Annotated in this window: 13 protein-coding genes and 1 pseudogene; 11 read left to right on the plus strand and 3 right to left on the minus strand. The window is 36.2% G+C overall.

The features are described from left to right. Nucleotides 1-5: 5 nt before the first annotated feature. The 8 genes from L1276_RS18075 to L1276_RS18110 all read left to right on the plus strand — a co-directional run bounded on the left by L1276_RS18075 (nt 6) and on the right by L1276_RS18110 (nt 11,551). Complete coding sequence (locus tag L1276_RS18075) at nt 6-1,148, plus strand: PepSY domain-containing protein (RefSeq protein WP_253790305.1); 1,143 nt, start codon at nt 6-8, stop codon at nt 1,146-1,148. Nucleotides 1,149-1,769: 621 nt separating this feature from the next. Continuing rightward, nucleotides 1,770-2,639, plus strand: coding sequence for a helix-turn-helix domain-containing protein (locus tag L1276_RS18080; protein ID WP_253790307.1), 870 nt, complete (start codon nt 1,770-1,772; stop codon nt 2,637-2,639). A gap of 193 nt (nt 2,640-2,832) precedes the next feature. Further along, nucleotides 2,833-3,867, plus strand: coding sequence for an efflux RND transporter periplasmic adaptor subunit (locus L1276_RS18085; protein WP_253790309.1), 1,035 nt, complete (start codon nt 2,833-2,835; stop codon nt 3,865-3,867). A 22-nt stretch (nt 3,868-3,889) separates the two neighbouring features. Continuing rightward, entirely contained in the window at nt 3,890-7,024 is a 3,135-nt protein-coding gene (locus tag L1276_RS18090) for an efflux RND transporter permease subunit (protein ID WP_253790311.1), read from the plus strand. Nucleotides 7,025-7,103: 79 nt separating this feature from the next. Then, nucleotides 7,104-8,375, plus strand: coding sequence for a TolC family protein (locus tag L1276_RS18095; RefSeq protein WP_253790313.1), 1,272 nt, complete (start codon nt 7,104-7,106; stop codon nt 8,373-8,375). Nucleotides 8,376-8,436: 61 nt separating this feature from the next. After that, complete coding sequence (locus L1276_RS18100) at nt 8,437-9,261, plus strand: universal stress protein (protein WP_253790315.1); 825 nt, start codon at nt 8,437-8,439, stop codon at nt 9,259-9,261. A 332-nt stretch (nt 9,262-9,593) separates the two neighbouring features. Further along, complete coding sequence (locus tag L1276_RS18105; RefSeq protein WP_253790317.1) at nt 9,594-10,646, plus strand: beta-ketoacyl-ACP synthase III; 1,053 nt, start codon at nt 9,594-9,596, stop codon at nt 10,644-10,646. Between the two features lie 95 nt (nt 10,647-10,741). Next, nucleotides 10,742-11,551 (plus strand): phospholipase A, encoded by an 810-nt coding sequence (locus L1276_RS18110; protein WP_253790319.1) that lies wholly within the window; start codon nt 10,742-10,744, stop codon nt 11,549-11,551. Between the two features lie 112 nt (nt 11,552-11,663). On the opposite strand, the pseudogene L1276_RS18115 reads toward L1276_RS18110, so the two are convergent. Continuing rightward, nucleotides 11,664-12,084: pseudogene (locus tag L1276_RS18115) on the minus strand (Crp/Fnr family transcriptional regulator). 456 nt (nt 12,085-12,540) lie between these two features. Then, nucleotides 12,541-12,954, minus strand: a complete 414-nt coding sequence (locus tag L1276_RS18120) for a helix-turn-helix domain-containing protein (RefSeq protein WP_253790321.1) — start codon at nt 12,952-12,954, stop codon at nt 12,541-12,543. A gap of 102 nt (nt 12,955-13,056) precedes the next feature. On the opposite strand from L1276_RS18120, the gene L1276_RS18125 reads away from it, so the two are divergent. The 3 genes from L1276_RS18125 (at nt 13,057) to L1276_RS18135 (ending at nt 15,290) form a co-directional block, all read left to right on the plus strand. Further along, a complete protein-coding gene (locus L1276_RS18125) occupies nt 13,057-13,824 on the plus strand; it encodes an SDR family oxidoreductase (RefSeq protein ID WP_253790323.1) in 768 nt (255 codons plus the stop codon). Nucleotides 13,825-14,201: 377 nt separating this feature from the next. Continuing rightward, the gene (locus L1276_RS18130; RefSeq protein ID WP_253790325.1) at nt 14,202-14,795 is read left to right on the plus strand and encodes a TetR/AcrR family transcriptional regulator; all 594 of its coding nucleotides are present in this window, start codon (nt 14,202-14,204) and stop codon (nt 14,793-14,795) included. Between the two features lie 57 nt (nt 14,796-14,852). Next, a complete protein-coding gene (locus L1276_RS18135) occupies nt 14,853-15,290 on the plus strand; it encodes a PaaI family thioesterase (protein WP_253790327.1) in 438 nt (145 codons plus the stop codon). A gap of 621 nt (nt 15,291-15,911) precedes the next feature. On the opposite strand, the gene L1276_RS18140 is transcribed toward L1276_RS18135, so the two are convergent. Further along, nucleotides 15,912-18,980 carry an efflux RND transporter permease subunit gene (locus tag L1276_RS18140; protein WP_253790329.1) on the minus strand — a complete coding sequence of 1,023 codons (3,069 nt, stop codon included), beginning with the start codon at nt 18,978-18,980 and terminating at the stop codon, nt 15,912-15,914. Between the last annotated feature and the right edge of the window lies 1 nt (nt 18,981).

Below are 18,981 nucleotides of genomic sequence, written 5' to 3' on the forward strand. Positions count from 1 at the left end.
ATTAAATGAGAAAAATTTTAAATAAAATACATTTATGGCTCGGACTTACCTCCGGGCTTGTTGTATTTATAAGCATGCTCGCAGCCAGCATTTTTGTCTGGGATGAGGAGTTAACTGCCTGGTATCACAATGATAAAATTTTTGTGACCGAAATTAAGAATACTGTTTTACCGCTTGACAGCCTTACTGCTGTTATCAGACAAAAATACCCGTCTGCAGATTATGCCATAATTAATAAGAATCCAGGAAAAAGTTATGTTTTTACCAGTTATGAAGAAAACATAGAACCGCATTGGACAGCAGCCTCAGATTACAAAAACTACAGTAATATTTATATTGACCAATATACAGGCAAAGAATTAGGAGAGGTCGATTTAAGATACGACTGGATATTTAATCTCAGATTGCTGCATCAAAATTTGCTGCTTACGTACGATGTAGGGCATTATTTAGTAGGATTTTCGACTTTGATTATTTTTATCCTCATTTTAACTGGAATCTATTTATGGTGGCCGAAAAATAAAGCAGCATTAAAACAAAGAGTCTGGTTTCGATGGAAAAGTACCACAAAATGGAAACGGAAAAATTATGATTTTCATAATATAGGCGGTATTTACACTTTTGTTTTTATCCTGATTTTTGCCATTACAGGACTGGTCTGGACATTTGACTGGTGGACAAACGGAATATATAGAATTCTGGGAAATGATCCTGAAAAGGTGTGGGACAAAGCTCCGGAAATTTCCAAAGACAATGCTGTAAAAGTGCAAAATCCTTTAGAATATATTGTAAAAGATACAAAGGTTAAAATTCCTAACTGGACATCTATAGGTCTGTCGCTGCCTGAAAATACTGCTAAAAATGCCGTTCCTGTAACAACTTTTGTCAGGCATGAAGGGAATTCTGGCTGGGATGAATCTGACAGTTACACCTATAATAGTTTATCTGCTGAAAATTATTTTAAAGTCAAGCACCATAACAAATCACTAGGAGCAAAGTGGAGAAACAGTAACTATGCAATTCATACAGGAAGCATTTATGGTTTTCCAACGAAAGTGCTGGCGTCTTTTATTTCCTTATTTTGTGCCTTGCTGCCGGTAAGCGGTTTTCTTATTTGGTGGGGAAGGAATAAGAAAAAGCGTTTGTAAAATTTGGAAATCTATAAAGCTTGATTGCTGTTTGTTATAATTTCCAATATGAAATTTCTTTTTAAAATAAACCATTGGCTTTTATGAGTTATTTAGACAAGGGATTTACTTTTTAACTGGTGTTCTGTGCTGTTTTTACGTTGTAAATGATATAGTTCAAAATTTATAGGATTACTGCCTTTATTGAATATATTACTATGTGGTCGAATCCAAGTTATAGAAGACTGGAATTTAAATTATCTTATTATTCAGGTAAATACGTGTTTTTTTGCAGTTTGCTTCTCAAGGGATATAATGAAAAAATGGCGCCCTTTGTATTAGATTGGCGCCCTTTGGCTGACAAGAACAGGACAAATTTCTATAAAATTTAAATGTTTAAAGGAATTAGGTTTACTATATATAGTTTCTTTTGGAGGCAGCCCCACGTGGATGTTTTCTAAAGGAAAATACAAATAGTTAACCTCTTTATATAAAAAAGTCTAAGCTCTGTGATGCAAAATGGGAAGCAGCTCCAGAATGATGCAAACTTGAAATCACCATATTCAATTGTAAAAAATTATCTTTACAACTTCTAATACATAATCAGTGGCTAAATCCTCGCGAGTTCAAAATTATAGTTTATTGGACATACTTCACATTCTTGGTGAAGAAATCTCAACGGGAGCAGAATTCCATATACATTTCAATAAAGAATTGATTATTGAAAGTCCATTCCCATATCCATTTCAGAGTACAAATACGGGAATATTACTGATGATTTCCGGAAAGATGAAAGTGCAGGTTAATTTCGAAACTTTTATTGTATCTCCTAATGATATTTTGATCATCTCACCGCATTCCATAGTTAATTTTTTAGAAGTTATTGAGCCTGTTCAGAATATTGGTATTGTGTTCACTGAAGAGTTTGCATTGCGTAATATACTCAATTATCAAGATGTAAGGCTGCTTCGTTTTATAGAATTGCAAGATACACCTGTGCTATCCCTTTCAGAATCAAATTTTTTAATTGTTTTTGATTTGCTAAAAAAGATGCACAAATTCAATGCAGGTGAAGATGAATTTACCTATTACAAAGACGAAAAGATATTTCATTATTTCAACTTAGTAGCACTAGAAATTATGGATATATACCGAGATCAAGTCAATAAAGTAAATTTGAGGACCAATCGAAAAAAAGAGATAATTAAGGATTTTCTTTCATTGTTATCCATTCATGTCAGAGATAAAAGAAATGTCCAGTTTTATGCTGATAAACTTTTTATTACGCCGGGTCATCTTTCAAAATTGCTCAAAGAAGTTTCAGGCAATACCTCAAGAGAGGTTATTGAGGAAGCAGTAGTTATGGAGGCTAGAAATATGCTGGTAGACAGTTCGCTTTCGCTGGCCGAAATTGCAGAAAAATTAAACTTCAGCGACCCTTCTTTTTTTGGGAAATTTTTCAAAAAGAAAATGAAAATAACTCCAAAAGCATTTCGTGATAAGTATAAATAATAACCTTTAATCGGCATCACTTGTTTACTTTGCACATTTGAAACCACCAAATATCTTTTTTTAAAATAACTGTTTTAGACCAAAATTGGCTGAAAACAGACCTTTTGTGCATTAAACATTCTATAGAGATTTGCACCCATCAGTTCTACGAGCTGAATTGGGATTTTTAATTAAAATTTAAAAAGCAAATTATATGGTAATGTTAAAGAAGAATATCCTTTTTATTCTGAGTGTTATGTTATTGGTTGCGAGCTGTGGTAAAAAGAAAACAGATCAAAACGATACGGCCGAATCTGTTCCGGTTAAAATAAAAGAAATATCGTTTTCATCGCAGCCTGAGGTGTTAGAATACAGCGGTACTATTGAGGCAGATAATACAGTATCAATAGGATTTAGCGTCCCTGGCAGAGTGACTGCTGTAATGGTACAGGAAGGAGAACATGTTGTTAAAGGGCAGCTTTTAGCGTCAATCGAGCAGAACTCCTATCAAAATAACCTTATCGTGGCAAATGCCGCTCTGGAACAAGCACAGGACAATTTTAGTCGTTTAGATCAGCTTTACAAAAAAGCAAGTCTTCCTGAACGTGACTACATTGCAGCAAAAACAGGTTTAGCACAAGCAAAAGCCAGTAAAGAAACTGCATCTAAAAATGTACGTGATACCAAACTATATGCATCTTTTTCGGGTATAATTACCCATAAATTAACTGAAGCAGGTGCAACGGCTGCACCTGGAATTCCTGCTTTTACAATTGTTAAGACGGATAAAGTATATGCAGTGGCAGCAATTAATGAAAATGAGATAAGTGCATTAAAAATAGGTGCCGATGCAAAAATTACTATTGCGTCATTAAACAAAGACATTAACGGCAAGGTTGCCATAATCAATCCGCAGGCAGATGATTTCTCAAAAACATATATCGTAAAAATACGCCTGGAGAATCCAAAAGGACAGCTGCTTCCAGGAATGATCTCAGATATCAGTATCACCTCGGGGAGAATTCAAAATGCTGTAATTATACCAGCAAGTTCAGTGGTACGTGATCCTGACAATATTAATTATGTATTTATTGCCAAAGCAAATAACACTGCTTTTAAAAAGAGGGTCAATATCTCTAAAATGACAGCTGCAAATGATGTTGTTGTAAAAGAGGGGCTGCAGGAAGGAGATAAACTTATCGTAAACGGGCAGACCAATTTAAAAGACGGAACACCTGTCAAATTTTAATCTCCTAAAATTAATTTAAAACATGACAAAGCGTAACATACACTTTCTGGAAGCCGCAATGAAACACAAACAGGTTGTCATTGTGCTGGTTGTCCTTCTGATGATTATGGGAATTAATTCTTTAGTGAATATGCCCCGCAGCGAAAATCCCCGAATAGACATGCCTACGGCTTTGGTTTATGCCATCTATCCAGGTGCAGATGAACATCAGGTAGAAGAGGAAGTAGCAAAAAAAATAGAACAGTACTTGTTTTCATTCGAAGAAATCAAGAAGAAAAAAGTAAAGTCTGAAGTTCGTGAAGGGCAAGTTTTTATAACAACTGAAATTTATACCACAGTACAGGATCGTAAAAAGTTTTGGCATACCCTGCAGCTTGATATGGATGCCAATTTGCGTTCCAAACTTCCTCAGGGAGTTATTGGTCCATTTATCAACAGTAATTTTGCAGATGTAACGGCGATGATTATTTCGGTATCATCAAAAGAACGTTCTTATGCCGAGATAGAAAAATACCTGGATAAACTCGAAGATGGACTCAAAGTGATTCCAATGGTTTCTAAAATAAACCGTTCGGGAGGACAGCGTCAGCAGATTTATATTAAGATAGACGACAACAAACTGCAGCAGTATGGTTTAGATGCAGGAACATTAATGGGAATCCTGAAGCAGCAGAACGTTACAGGCTACACAGGAGAGGTTTCGATGGGTTCCAACAATATTATCCCGGTATACACCAACAGCCGTTATAAGGATGAAAATGATATCGCGGGGCAGATTGTTTACACAACGCCTTCGGGAACAATTATACGCTTGAAAGACGTGGCTGAGATTGAACGTCGTTTTGAAGAAAAGTCTTCATTTGTGCGAATAGGAGAAGACAATGCCATGGTCTTGTCTGTTGATATGCTTCCAGGGAATAATATTGTAGCTTTTGGCGAAGAAGTAGAGGCAAAAATCAATGCAATACAAAAGACATTTCCGCCTGATATCAAAATGAAAACCATTGTAAATCAGCCTAAAGATGTGGAGCATAGTATCAGCCATTTTATGAAGGAATTTGGTCTGGCTATTGCCTCGGTGCTTTTAGTTGTTATGTTACTGCTGCCTTTTCGAATTGCCGCAGTGGCATCTGCCGCAGCTCCAATTTCTATGCTTATTACATTTGCTGTTATGAGCATGCTGGGGGTTGAATTGCATCAGGTAACACTTGCCGCGCTGATCATAGTGCTTGGAATGGTGGTTGATAATGCTATTGTGGTGGTCGATAATTATATCGAAAAACTCGATGAAGGGATTGACCCCTGGACAAGCGCCTGGCAAGCTGCTAAGCAATTGATGATCCCTATCTTTACGGCAACTCTAGCTATCATATTTGCTTTTCTGCCACTGGCTGTCTTCATGGATGGTGTTGCTAAAGATTTTATGTTCTATCTGCCGGTAACAGTGGCAATTGCATTAATTGTTTCAATGCTGGTTGCTCTTCTGTTTACTCCGTACACCTGTTACATTTTTATTAAAAAAGGTTTAAAGCACAAAATAAGCGACAGACCAATAAAGAAAAATTTGCTGGATCATCTGCAGTCTACTTTTGATAAAGGAATAGAAGCGGCATTTAGAAATCCAAAAATCACTATTGCTTTGGGAGTATTGTCTGTAGTTTCTGCCATTTTTATTGCTAGTAAAGTAGATTCGGAATTTTTTCCTTTAAGTGAGCGCAATCAGTTTAATATGGAAGTGTGGATGCCAAACGGAACCTCATTGGAAAAAACAGAAGAAAAAGTAAAGGAATTAGAAAAAATCTTAAAAGACGATAAACGTGTTGTAGATGTAACAAGTTTTATCGGTATGAGCTCTCCTCGTTTTCATACCTCATACGCTCCTGAAACTCCTAGAAAACATTTTGCACAGGTCTTTATAACTACCACCGATAGTGATGCTTCCAATGAAATGGCAAATGAATATTTGGATAAGCTAAAAGGATTTATGCAGGATGGCGCCGTAAAAATAAAACAGTTGAGCTTTCAGGAAGGGGCGCCCATTGATATACGTGTAATAAGCGAAAATGAAGCAGACCAGAAGCGCACAGCATCAAAAATAAAGGATATTTTAGAAAAAACCGAAGGGGCAAATTATGTTCGATTGAGTGATGAATATGATTATATGGGCGTAAAACTCAATGTAGATAATGCAAAGGCCAATCGTTTGGGTATAAGTAATCAGGCAATTACGCAGACTTTAGGCGCAGGTTTAAAAGGATATTCTATTTCAACTTTATGGGAAGGAGATAAAACGGTAGACATCTTTCTTCGTTTTGATGAAAAGAGCCGAAAAGATCTTACCGCACTAGAAAACCTGCATATTTCTACTGTATACGGAAAAAAAGTACCGCTTAAAGCTGTAGCAACACTTGATCCGGAATGGCATACAGGAATGCTGCTGAGAAGAAACGGACTGAAAATGTTGAGCGTATACTCTGAGGCGCAGTTAGGCAAAAAACCTTCCCGTATCCTTAAGGAAATCCAGCCTGAAATAGATGCTCTTAAACTCCCAAGTGGTACCACTATTCAATACGGTGGTGATGAAGAGTCTAATGCAGAAAACGCACCCCGTATGGTTGTATGCCTTGGAGTAAGTCTTGTTCTTATTTTCTTAACACTGCTGTTTCAATTTAAAAGTCTTGGAAAATCACTTATTGTACTTTGTACATTTTTGTTGAGTCTATTCGGAGCATTTTTAGGGCTTTTTGTTACGGGAAATCCACTTGGAATGACTGGTTTTATGGGAATAATAAGTTTAATAGGTATTGTAGTGCGAAATGGTATCATACTGGTCGATTATGCAGATGAGCTTATCCGGGATCACGGCTACAAACATAAAGCTGCAGCTATTGCTGCCGCAAAAAGAAGAATGAGACCCATATTTTTAACTTCTGCTGCTGCTGCAGTTGGGGTTGTGCCTATGATTGTTGGCAAGTCTCCTATGTGGGCACCGCTGGGAAGCGTGCTTGCTTTTGGATTGATCTTCTCCATGATTCTTACTCTTTTTGTTGTTCCCGTGATGTATTATAAATTTTTAAAGAATCCTATAATCCACGATGAAGCACCTGAGAATCAGCCTGACGGTCAGGAGGATGTAATGTATAAGCCAGCGCATTGATTAATATAGAAAATTAAACTTTCTGTTGAATCCGAATTAAGATAAAGATTTGACAGGAAAGTTTTAAAAATGAATAGACATGAAAAGAAATCACAATAAAACATTTTTACTGGTCTTCCTGATGTTCTTGTCAGGATTTGTTCAGGCCCAGCAGCAATTATCATTACAAGAGGTAAAAAGTAAGGCCTTAGAAAACAATAAAAAACTAAAGAAGGCACAAAGTATAATTAATGCTTCAATTGCGGCTAATGCCGCGGCAAAAGCTGCGGCAAAACCAACAGTAGACGCAAGTGTTTTCGGACTTTATCTCTCAGACCCTTTTAAAACCCTGCTTCCCGAGTATAGTGCCAATGGATCTGTAGCAGTAACGCAGGTTTTGTATGCAGGAAATAAAATTCAGACAGCAAAGAAAATGACAAGTTCAGCTGTCGATTTGCAGACGGCTCAGAAAAATTTAACAGAAGATGAAGTATTGCTGAGCACAGAGACAGCCTACTGGCAGATTGTTAACCTAAAGGGAAAAATCGCTTTGGCTGAGCAATATTTAAAACTTTTAAACACATTAAAAAAAGATCTTCAGAATTCTTTTGATGCAGGGCTGATTTACAAAAATGATCTTTTAAAAGTTGAAGTTCAGGAAAATGAAGCGATACTGAATTTAACAAAAGTCAATGATGGTCTTGCTATTGCTAAACTGAACCTTGCACAAATAATAGGTTTATATGATGTTGAATTTGATATCAAAGAAGATTCATCTACAGACCTTGAGCTTGTTGCCCAGACTGATATTAAATCTGCGATAAATAGTCGTTCTGAAATTGGAATACTTAATAAAGCCATAGAAATCAGTGAGTACCAGGGTAAATTGTTAAAAGGTAACCAGATGCCTACTCTGGCAGTGAGTGCAAACGGGCTGGCATCATATGGAAAAAATATCAATTTTTCTAATGGGAGTGATGATATGCAGGCTTTTGTTGGATTGGTTACCCTCTCAGTGCCGATACTGGATTGGGGAGGGCGAAAGCAAAAAGTAAAGGAGCAGAATTTTGAAACTGAAGCCAGAAAGTATGAATTGGAAGAAACCAAGGAATTATTGAGTATCGAAATTCAAAATTCCCTGCTGATGCTAAACCAGTCGATTACACAAATTGAACTCAGCAGGAAATCATTGGGCCAGGCGGAAGAGAATCTTCGTTTAAACCAAGATCGCTTTAATGCGGGAACAATTCTGGGGGAAGATGTATTAGAGGCACAAGTACTCTGGCAGAAAGCATATTCTGATGTTATAGATGCTAAAGCAGCATATAAAATTATGGAAGCTAAATACAGAAAAGCAATAGGTGAATATTAGGCTCTTTTTTTTGAAAAGTAAACTTGAATTTCTCCGATTTTATAACTATAAAAGTTTAAAGATGATTTCACAATTGACCATTATTGCTGCCACGAACTATTCTGAGACAGCGGCAAACGCTGTTAACTATGCAGCAGAAATTGCAAAAGCAGTAGGCGCAAAACTAGTATTGTTTAATTCTTTTTCGTTATCTGTACACAGTGCAAATTCACTAATCAGTGCCAGCGAAATGCAAAAACAGCTGGATAAAGCAGTTTCAAGACTTGATGTCTTAGGCAGGGCAACAGCAGCACTGTTTCATATTGAAGTAAGCACTTTCTGCAGCTATTCTTTTTTAGAAGATGAATTGATATCCATAATTGATATTACCGGTGCCGATCTTATTGTCATGGGAATGGCTGAAAGATCTTTTGCACAGGAATTATTAGGAAACTCCACAACATCGGTAATTAAAAACATAAATTTTCCCGTCTTGGCAGTGCCTAAAAATGCGCATTTTCATAAGTTAAAAAAAATTTTATACGCATCGGATTCTGTAGGCTGGTCTTCGATTAAAAAATTCAGCTGGATTAGAAATATAGTGGAACCCCTTGGCACTGAAATTGAAATTTTTAACGTTAATAACAGCATAAAGGAACTTAAAGAAGAGCAGTCAATAAGGTTAACTGGAGAAGAGGAGCTTGAGGATGTTAAATACATTTATAAGAGCGTGAGGTCCAACGCTGTGATTGAAGAGATAAAAAAAGAAATCAAAAAGTATAACGCCGATATTTTAGTAATGATGCCTAGAAAATATGGCTTTTGGGACTCGCTGGTTCATATAAGCAAAACCAGAATAATGGCTGCAGGCATGGAGATACCATTGCTGTCAATCCCGAATTATTAAAGTCGGGAATTGCTGGTAGTAAAGTGACCTTAAAGCACTAGTCTTTCAATTATTTTTTTCCTGTCAATTTTCATTTTATTAGAGCATAAGTTTTAGTAAATCGATGAGAGGCTGTATAGTAGTTATGTGTGGTATGCTTGATTTGTTCAAAGATGAATATACAGGCTTACTGGACCTCTATTGCTGCAATTTTAAGTGTAAATGCATCGATATGCAGAATCAATAATTAATTAGTCTTTTTCAAATATTTCTTTATTGCTTTTAAAATTTCCTTTTAGAACACTGCTGCTCAATCAAGTGTTAATTTAAAAAAACATTAAAAATATTAAACAATGAATGCAGTAATAACAGCTGTAGGAGGATATGTTCCAGCTGCAATTTTAGATAATAAAACAATCTGCGAAAAAGTTGAAACATCAGAGTTGTGGATTGAAAAAAGAACAGGTATAAAAGAGAGAAGGATAGCTGATGAAAATACCGCAACATCTGATTTAGCTTCTGCAGCTATCGAAAATCTCTTTGAACATTATGATGTAGATCGTAATGAAATAGAAGCTTTAATAATAGCTACAGCAACTCCGGATCATATTCTGGCACCAACGGCCAGTAAGGTATGCGAAAAAAACGGTCTTACAAATGCTTTTGGATTAGATATCAACGCTGCATGCAGCGGTTTTCTGTATGCTTTAGAATTAGCTTCCAGTATGATTGAGAGTGGTCGTTATGAAAAAATAATTGTAGCAGGAGCAGATAAAATGAGTTCTATTGTTGATTATGAAAACCGCGATACCTGCATTCTATTTGGAGATGGCGCCGGAGCAGTTTTGTTGGAAAAAACACAGTCAGATTATGGTATAATGAAAAGTATTCTACGAACAGATGGTGGCGGTACATCGTCATTATTTGTACCTGCAGGAGGATCTAAAATGCCTGCCACTATGCAGAGTATTGTTCATCGCAGCCATTTTATCAAACAAGAAGGCCCATATGTATTTAAGAAAGCAGTTTCCTCAATGAGCAAGGTCTCAAAGGATGTTCTGATTAAAAATGAATTAGACACAGAGGATATCGACTGGGTTATACCGCATCAGGCTAATTTGAGAATTATAAAAACGGTTAGCGAAAATTTGAACATAGATATAAATAAAGTTAAGGTAAATATTGAACGTTACGGCAATACTACATCAGCAACCATTCCTTTGTGTTTATGGGACTTTAAAGATGATTTTAAAAAAGGTCAATATTTACTGATTACAACATTCGGGGCAGGTTTTTCTTGGGGAGCATTATGCTTGAAGTGGGGTACTATGCGTAAAAAAAGGCATCGAAGCCAAGTGCACCAAAGTAGAAAATTATCATATGAAGCTGTCTTGCAACAGATGTAAAACCTGCCGCGATAATCTGGTTTACAAAAGGTAGTTTTTTGACTCTCTACCATTGATTAACTCGTTACAGCGAAGAAGAATAAATTTATATTGAGATGAAATTACATGGTTTTTTGGTTTTATTTTTTTTATGCACCTGCTGTTATGCGCAAATTCCGATGGATAGAGATTCCGTTCAGAAAATAATTACAAGTCTGCCTGCTTTTTCGATTTATAAAGACAATTATTTTGTAACAGGTGTTCATCTTGGGGAAACACCTTCCAGAAATAATATGGATGCAAAGTTTCAGTTCAGCTTTAAACAGCGTTTATCCAATAAACCTGAAATACTGGGTGCTTATCCTTATCTTACTTATACACAGAAATCCTTCTGGAAGCTTTATAAAGCTTCAAGTCCGTTTGAAGAAAGCAACTATAATCCTGGGCTGATGCTGTTAAAACCAATATTTAGAAATAATAGTTTTGAAGGTGTTTTGTCTTATGGGATTGAGCATGAATCCAATGGCCGGGATAGTATTTATTCACGCAGCTTTAACGCAGTTTCAATAGGGTTTACAAGAATTTATTCGCAAAAATTGTTTGTCACAATTAAGGCGTGGGTTCCTTTTTTGATAGATAATAATCCATCTCTTCCCAGATATATAGGTTACGCTGAAGGTCAGCTGCAATGGATTGCTTTGAGAGACAGGCTTTTTTTGGATGTTACGATAAGAAAGGGAGCAGACTGGGATTTTAAAGGCAGTTTTAATGCAGCAATTAGTTACAAATTAACAAAAAAAGCCAATCAGCTTATAACGCTCCAGTGGTGGCAGGGATATAGTGAAAGTCTAATAGATTTTAAATCAGAAAAGGGAATGCTAAGGATAGGATTTATTATTAAGCCAACTTTTTACCGATTTTATTGAAGTCTTTTCTCAATGCATTTAGAATTTCCGACTAAACAAATCTTGATTTTTTTAAGCGCCAGCTGCATTTTAAAAGCTCGATGTGATTGCGGTTTAGTTTAACTAATCCTCGCTAGCTCCATTTTTTTAGTAATCGAGATACAACTTCTCTGGAGGTGTTTAATTCAGTTGCAATTTCCTGATGAGATAGTTTAACTTCAGTACTGCCGCATGCTTTTGAATGTCTTTTTAGATAAAATTCCAATCGCTCGTCTGTCGAACGAAATGCAATATTGTCAACAACTTCCAAAATTTCTTCAAACCGGCATCGGTAGGTTTCAATTACAAATTCGTACCAGGAACGGTGCACCATCTTCTCCTTCACGATAGATTTTGATTTTTCCTTCTAAAATTTAAACAGTATTTTTAATGTACTGTCCTGTACGCATCAGAATAGTGCCGGCTTCAAAATTTTGTTCGCTTGTATTTTCTTAAATCGCCAACAATAGTTCGCTGGAAAAATTTGAGAATATTTGTTTTAAGGCTTTTTGCATTTGTATAATTATATAAATTAATATGTCACCCTTATTACTTAAATATGCTTTTTTCTATTAAGCAACAAGTTAGTGCTGCACGGAATGAATACGTTTATATAATTTCTGAAAAATTTCAGTTAGAATCTTTTCTAATAATTTGGGTTCTAAAATGTGCAGTTTGTTGTGAAGGACTGCACATTAGATATCCATTGATAGGTAAAGAACCTGAATGATTCGACGTATTAATTATTCTGTGTATGATATCGGTACAGTTCTAATTTCGATAAACCTTGCTGTACTTTTTTATGAAGCTGCTCCATATCGGAGTTATGATAAGAAGAAAATTTTCCTGCTCTCAGCAATATTTCTCTCAAATTGAGATCGTTATTAGCCAATTCTATCAATTCTTCAATACTGTTTTTGTTTATAAGAGTATTTTAGATTAGATTCTGAAAATAAGAAAGTTAGAGGCAATTATAAATTTGATTCAAGTTCTTTAAAAGCATTTCTAATAAATCTTTCCTTATCAGCATTGATCTGTGCAAGGAATTCTTTTCTTTCTTCAGGAATTTCGGTATACTTTTCCGCCCAAAGATTAATTTCAACAATTATCGGAATTAAATCAATTCCCTTCTGTGTCAATTGATACAATACTTTGGCTTTACTGTCTGGATGTTCCAGTTTCTTAATAATTCCGTTTTCTTCTAATGAAAGCAGTCGGGCAGCCAAAATATTAGTTGCTATCTTCTCATCAGATTTTGCCAATTCACCATAGGTGCATTTTTTTTTAAGCATCAAATCCCTCACAATCAACAATGACCACTTGTCACCAAAGGCTTCAAGTGAAAAACTTACCGGGCAGTCTGATCTCTTTTTTTGAGTTTTCATAAAATAAATTTAAAATCACTTGTATTTTGCAAGTAAATGTATTTATATTTGCACTTGCATTTTGCAAGCAAATATAGAAATAATAAATTAAATAGAAAAATTATGGAATTAAAAGGTAAGACAATATTGATTACAGGCGGTTCTGCCGGAATCGGATTAGAGGCTGCAAAACAATTCATTGCAGAAGGCGCTAAAGTAATTATAACAGGAAGGGACCAGAAAAAGCTTGATCTGGCAAAAAAAATGTATCCTTCACTTACAGCAATCAAAAGCGATGCTTCAAATAAGGAAGCTGCCGAAGCATTATATAGAGAAATTGACCAATTAGGAGGTATTGACATTTTGTACAACAATGCAGGAATTATGAACGGCCTGGACAATTTGGGCATAAGCAGTACAAAACATTTTGAAAAAGCTGCCGCAGAGATCAATACCAATTATTTAGGGATTGTACTTTTGAATAATCTATTTATGGATATGCTGAAATCCAGAAAAGAAGCAGCTATTATCAATACTTCATCAATTTTAAGTTATACCCCTTCGATTCTTGTGCCGACCTATTCAGCTTCCAAAGCTGCGGTTCGTTTTTACACAGAAGCATTAAGAGAACATTTGCGCGTTATCAGAAGTAATGTGAAAGTATTCGAAATACTGCCTCCGCTTGTAAGAACAAATATGTCAGAAGGTATGGATGGAAAATCGATAACACCTGATGTTCTGATAACTGGTTTAATTAAAGGTTTGAAAAATGATACCTGCACGATTCGTGTTGGAGATACAAAAGCTATTTATTTGCTGAATCGCTTTTTTCCAAAGGTGGCTCATAAATTAATAAATCCAAATACCATAAGTCTAAAGCTGCAATCTTAATCGACTTTAATTGATGGTGAATAAAAAATTAACATTGTTCATTTAGTTTATATTTTTGCTTTTAACTTAGTAAACTCAGGCGAAAATTAATAGATATGAGTGCAGCCAAGAGAAAATCAAGAGAGAAAGAAGTCTTGAAGGTGCTAATACTTAAAGCGGCTAAAAAACTTTTCATAGAAAAGGAAATTGCGCCGGTTTGATCCCCATTGCGTTAAAATCAAATCCCTTGATCGCACCATTGGACATTGTTTTGATCGGTTTTTTAAATGGTGCAATCAAGTGCTGATCCGGTTAGAATTTCTAAAAGAGTTATAAAAATAACAAACACAATATACCGTTCGGTATTATTTGTATATTTGCTGAATAATTTCCTAAAAATGACAAAAGCAGAACAAACCCGACAGTTCATTATTGAAAAGACAGCTCCCATTTTTAATAAGAAAGGATACGCAGGGACGTCTTTATCTGATATAACAACTGCTACAGGACTGACTAAAGGAAGCATCTATGGAAATTTTAAGGATAAAGAAGAAGTAGCGCTTCTCGTTTTTAGGCACAATACGGATCAATTATCAAAAAAAACAGGAGATTGGATCGCAGAGTATCATAATGCTTATGATCAGCTAATGGGTATTTTTGATTTTTATCGTGTAAACTGGAAGTCAATCTTCGCAAATGGAGGCTGTCCCGTACTCAATGCCGCAACCGAATCCGACGATGTTATGCCCGTTTTGAAAGCAAGGGTGAAACTAACTTTTGATAATTGGGGAAAGAAGATTGCTAAAATCTTAGATGACGGCATAAAAAAAGATGTATTTAAGCGAGAAATAAATACTGCTCAGTATGCAAATTTATTCATTATGATGATTGAAGGAGGGATTGTACTCTCAAAAATTTCCGATACGCCTGATAATCTATTTCTTATCCTGGACAGAATCGTCAAAATAGTTGATGATGAGATTGTAAAATAATATTTTTTGCTAAAAAAAATACCGATTGGTATAATTACTAATATCTAAAAATAACATATGACACCTCTTGAAAAAATGAAATCCTTTACCGGAAAAGTATTTACGGAATCCCCTTCTCCTTTTATGCGCTGGCTGAGCCCTAAAATTATAAGTGCTGAATCCGGCGAACTGGCATTTGAATATCAAATTCGTTCGGAATGGTTAAATCCTGCGGGCGGTCTGCATGGAGGAATAACAGCAGCTATCATTGACGATGTCATTGGCGCTACTATGTTTTCTCTGAACGAACCTTATTTTTATACAACAATCAACAATGCAATTGACTATTTTTCTTCAGCTAAAGCAGACGAAACTATAATTGCAACCACAAGGATTATAAAAAAAGGAAAACAGTTCATCAACGCGGAATGTGAAATCTGGAACAGAGACAAGAGCAGGCTGATAGCTAAAGGCAATTCCAATTTATTTAAAACAGAAATAAAAAAAACCGAATGAAATGAATCGTAATAACAGGTCTGGGAACCATCAATCCTTTAGGAAATGATATTGAGAGCTTTTAGGTAAATGCTCTTAAAGGCAGAAGCAGCGTAGGTATTATTACATGCTTTGATGCTTCAAAATTCCGTACAAAGATTGCCTGTGAAATCAAAAATTTTGAGCCTCAGAAATACCTGGACCGCAATGAAATCAAACGCAGCGATTTGTTTACGCAGTATGCACTGTAGAGCGATTCACAAGCATTAGAAGGTTCCGGTTTGGATATTTCCGCATTAGACCCTTTTGATATTGGGGTTATCTGGGGTGTTGGACAAGGCGAACCCCGCCGCAAAGGATTTCACTTCTATCCGGGAGAGAGGGAGCAGCGTATTGGAAACTCTCTATTGAATTAGAAATCAGGATCGTTTCTTTACTTTAATATGATTCTAAAAAGAAAATAAAGCAGAAACTAGCCAATGCTTACTTATTTAGTGGGTATATGAAAAAAATGGCGCCAATTGTCTTCAATTGGCGCCATTTGGCTGTGGTGACCCTCAATGGGACAAATTTCTATAAATTTTATGGAAGATTTGAAGAGATTGGAGTACTATATTTAGTGTCTTTCATTGGCTTCTTGAATTAATTAAGCGTGTCTTTTTTATCAATCTCGATACTTGGCGGCATTAGCTTGTACATAACAGGGGTTACAATTCTCGAAAGAATGGTAGAACTTATCAGTCCGCCGATAAGAACAATTGCCAGTGGTGCAATTAAAGGATTGGAATTCAAAGCTAGGGGAATAAGACCGCAGATTGCTGTTATTGAGGTCAGCACCACTGGTAGAAATCGTGTTTCTCCGGCAATAGCAATTGCCTCATCTATGGATTTTCCTTCCTGTCGGAGCTGATTGGTAAAATCTACCAGAAGCAGTGAATTTTTAACCTGAATTCCCGACAAACCAATAAATCCGATAATAGCCACCAGCGACATAGGACTTCCATTAATCAGCAGTAATACAACCCCGCCTAAAATTCCCAAAGGAATGATAGAAAGGACAATGATGATTCCTTTGAATGTTTTGAACTGTAATAGCAGTACACCAATGAAAAGGAATGTGCTCAAAATAATTACCGCAAGGAAATTTCCTCCCAGCGCATCTCCTTCAGATTCTTTTTCCCCTGATAGTTTATAGTAATATCCTTTTGGCATTTTAAGTTTATCGAGTTTAGGGATAATTTCTACTAATAAATCATTAGCATAATAACCTTTGTCTGATAAAGCTGTAACCTTGGCAAAACGGGATTTATTAAAATGGTTAATTGCTGTCGGCGAAGTTTCAAAAGATATTTCTGCAATCTGGTTCAATGCAATTGGCGTTCCCTGAATATTATTGACATACAAATTTTTTAAGGCGTCCAGATTAGAAAATTTATCTCTGGGCAGTGTAAGAGTAACATTTCGGGCATCACCTCGTTCATCAATATAATCCCCAACAGTTAATCCGGCTACAGCAAGGCGGATTACTTTATCGGCTTCGCTTGTCATTACACCAAGTGTTCTTGCTTTTTCTTTATTAATTTTCACTTTGACATCTGTTTTGTAGGTATTCAATTCATTATTGATATAAACTGTTCCTTTCTGATTTCTTAAAATGGTTTCAACTTGAGAGGAAAGTCTGCGAAGAACAGCTGGATCTTCTCCAAAGAGCCTCACTACAATATTAGCCTCTAAAGGAGTTCCCTGCTCAAAATCTTTAACTTCGATTTTAGCATAAGGCATTGATTTGAATTTTTCGCGAAGCCTTTCAATCAACGCTGTTTTTTCAGTAGGTTTTGCTTCATCTTCCAACTGTACAAAAATCTGTGCAAAATCAGGTTTTCGGTCCTGTGGATGTACGTTGTAATAAATCTGCGGGTTTCCCTTGCCCACATTGGCCGTATAAAATACAATTTCTTTATGGTTTTTCAATTCAGCTTCAACCAGTTTGGTAACCCTGTCACTTTCTGTTAGATTGGCCTGAAGTGGCATTTTTATATTAATAAGAAACATTGGTTTCTCTGAAGTAGGGAATAACTTAAATCCCGTAGCCTTAAAAAGTCCAAAAGCGGTTATGCTCAATACTATAGATATAGCAATTGTTGTTTTTGGAAATTGCAATGCTTTAGGCATAATCCTGCTGTAAGAACGTGTCAGGAATTTTTGCAGGTACTGAAGAAAAACATTCCCTTCACCATGTTCATGCGTTTTTAAAAACCGGCTTCCCAGAAATGGTACCAATGTCAAAGCTACGAGCATTGAAGCAAGTACACTAGTAATGATCGCCATAGGAAGGCTTCTTATAAATTCACCTGACACATCAGGAAGGAAGGCTAGGGGTAAAAATGCAATAACAAGTGTAGCTGTACAGCCTACAACAGCAAGGCCAATTTGTTTTGTGCCTTTTAAAACCGCATCCATTTTTGAATGACCTTCACGAAGCCAGCGCTCAATGTTTTCCACCACCACAATACTGTCATCTACCAAAAGTCCGAGTGCCACCACTAGACCTACAATACTTAATTGGTTCAGCGAATAACCGAATGCATTCATCACAATAAGTCCTAAAGCCAGTGAGAGCGGTATGGATATCATCACAATTAAAGAAGCTCTTGATCCTAATGGCAAAAGTGTAATAATCACCAAAACAATCGCGAGTGTAAAATCAAAACCCAGATGCCCCAGACGTTGAGATACCATATTGGCCTGGTCAAAGTTTTTAACCAGCTTTATGTTTTGAGGCAGGTCTTTAGAGAATTCTTCTACTATTGGTAAAAACTCTTTTTGGACATCCGTTATGTTCACGTTGTCTTTCATACCAACGGTCACCAAAACACAGCGGTGTCCGTTTATACGGGTAATATGATCGACGGTTTCGGATTTGTAGCCCACTTCGGCAACATCCTTCATGTAGATTATTTTGCCATTTGCATTGTAAATAACAGTGTTGGCAACATCATCGGCATTTTTAAATTTACCGCTTGTCTTTACATTAAATACTTTGCTGTCAAGATTGATGCTTCCTCCAGGAATATCGGAAGCTTCACTTTGAAGACTTCCCATAACTACGTTTAAGGGAATTTTTAACTGTGCGAGTTTATCCAGGTGCAGGTCAATTCTAATTTCCTGTTCTGGTATTCCGGCGTATTTTACGTCTTTAAGGTTGGTAATTTTTTCCAGTCTTGTCTTTAATTCATCTGCCGCATCACGCAGTTTTTTATCTGATGCATTTTCTGAAATTAAGGCTGCCTGAAGAATTTTTACATCTGAAGAAGCAATTTTTTCGGTTTTTATCAGGTAAATATCTTTAGGAAGTTCGCTGTTTTGCAGCGCATTCATTTCCGTTGAAATTTCCTGATACTTATTGTCCACATCAACTCCATATTTAAATTTTACCTGAAAGGCAGCAACGCCGTCCTCAACCGTAGTGAGTATTTTATCGATGTTTTCGAGTCCGTAAATTTTATTCTCAATAGGTTTTACGACCTGTTCTTCCATATCCTTTGGACTGGTACCAGGATAAATAACCGTAATAAGATATTGAGGCGGGTGAGTAGAAGGATCTTCTGATCGCGGCATTGAAAACAGGGTCAGATACCCTACAACAGACACGAGAAGAAATATAATCAGTGTGAACTGATAGTTTTTAACGGCAAAGTTTGTAATCTTCATG

The organism is Flavobacterium sp. HSC-32F16 (genome assembly GCF_024171645.1).
Lineage (GTDB): Bacteria > Bacteroidota > Bacteroidia > Flavobacteriales > Flavobacteriaceae > Flavobacterium.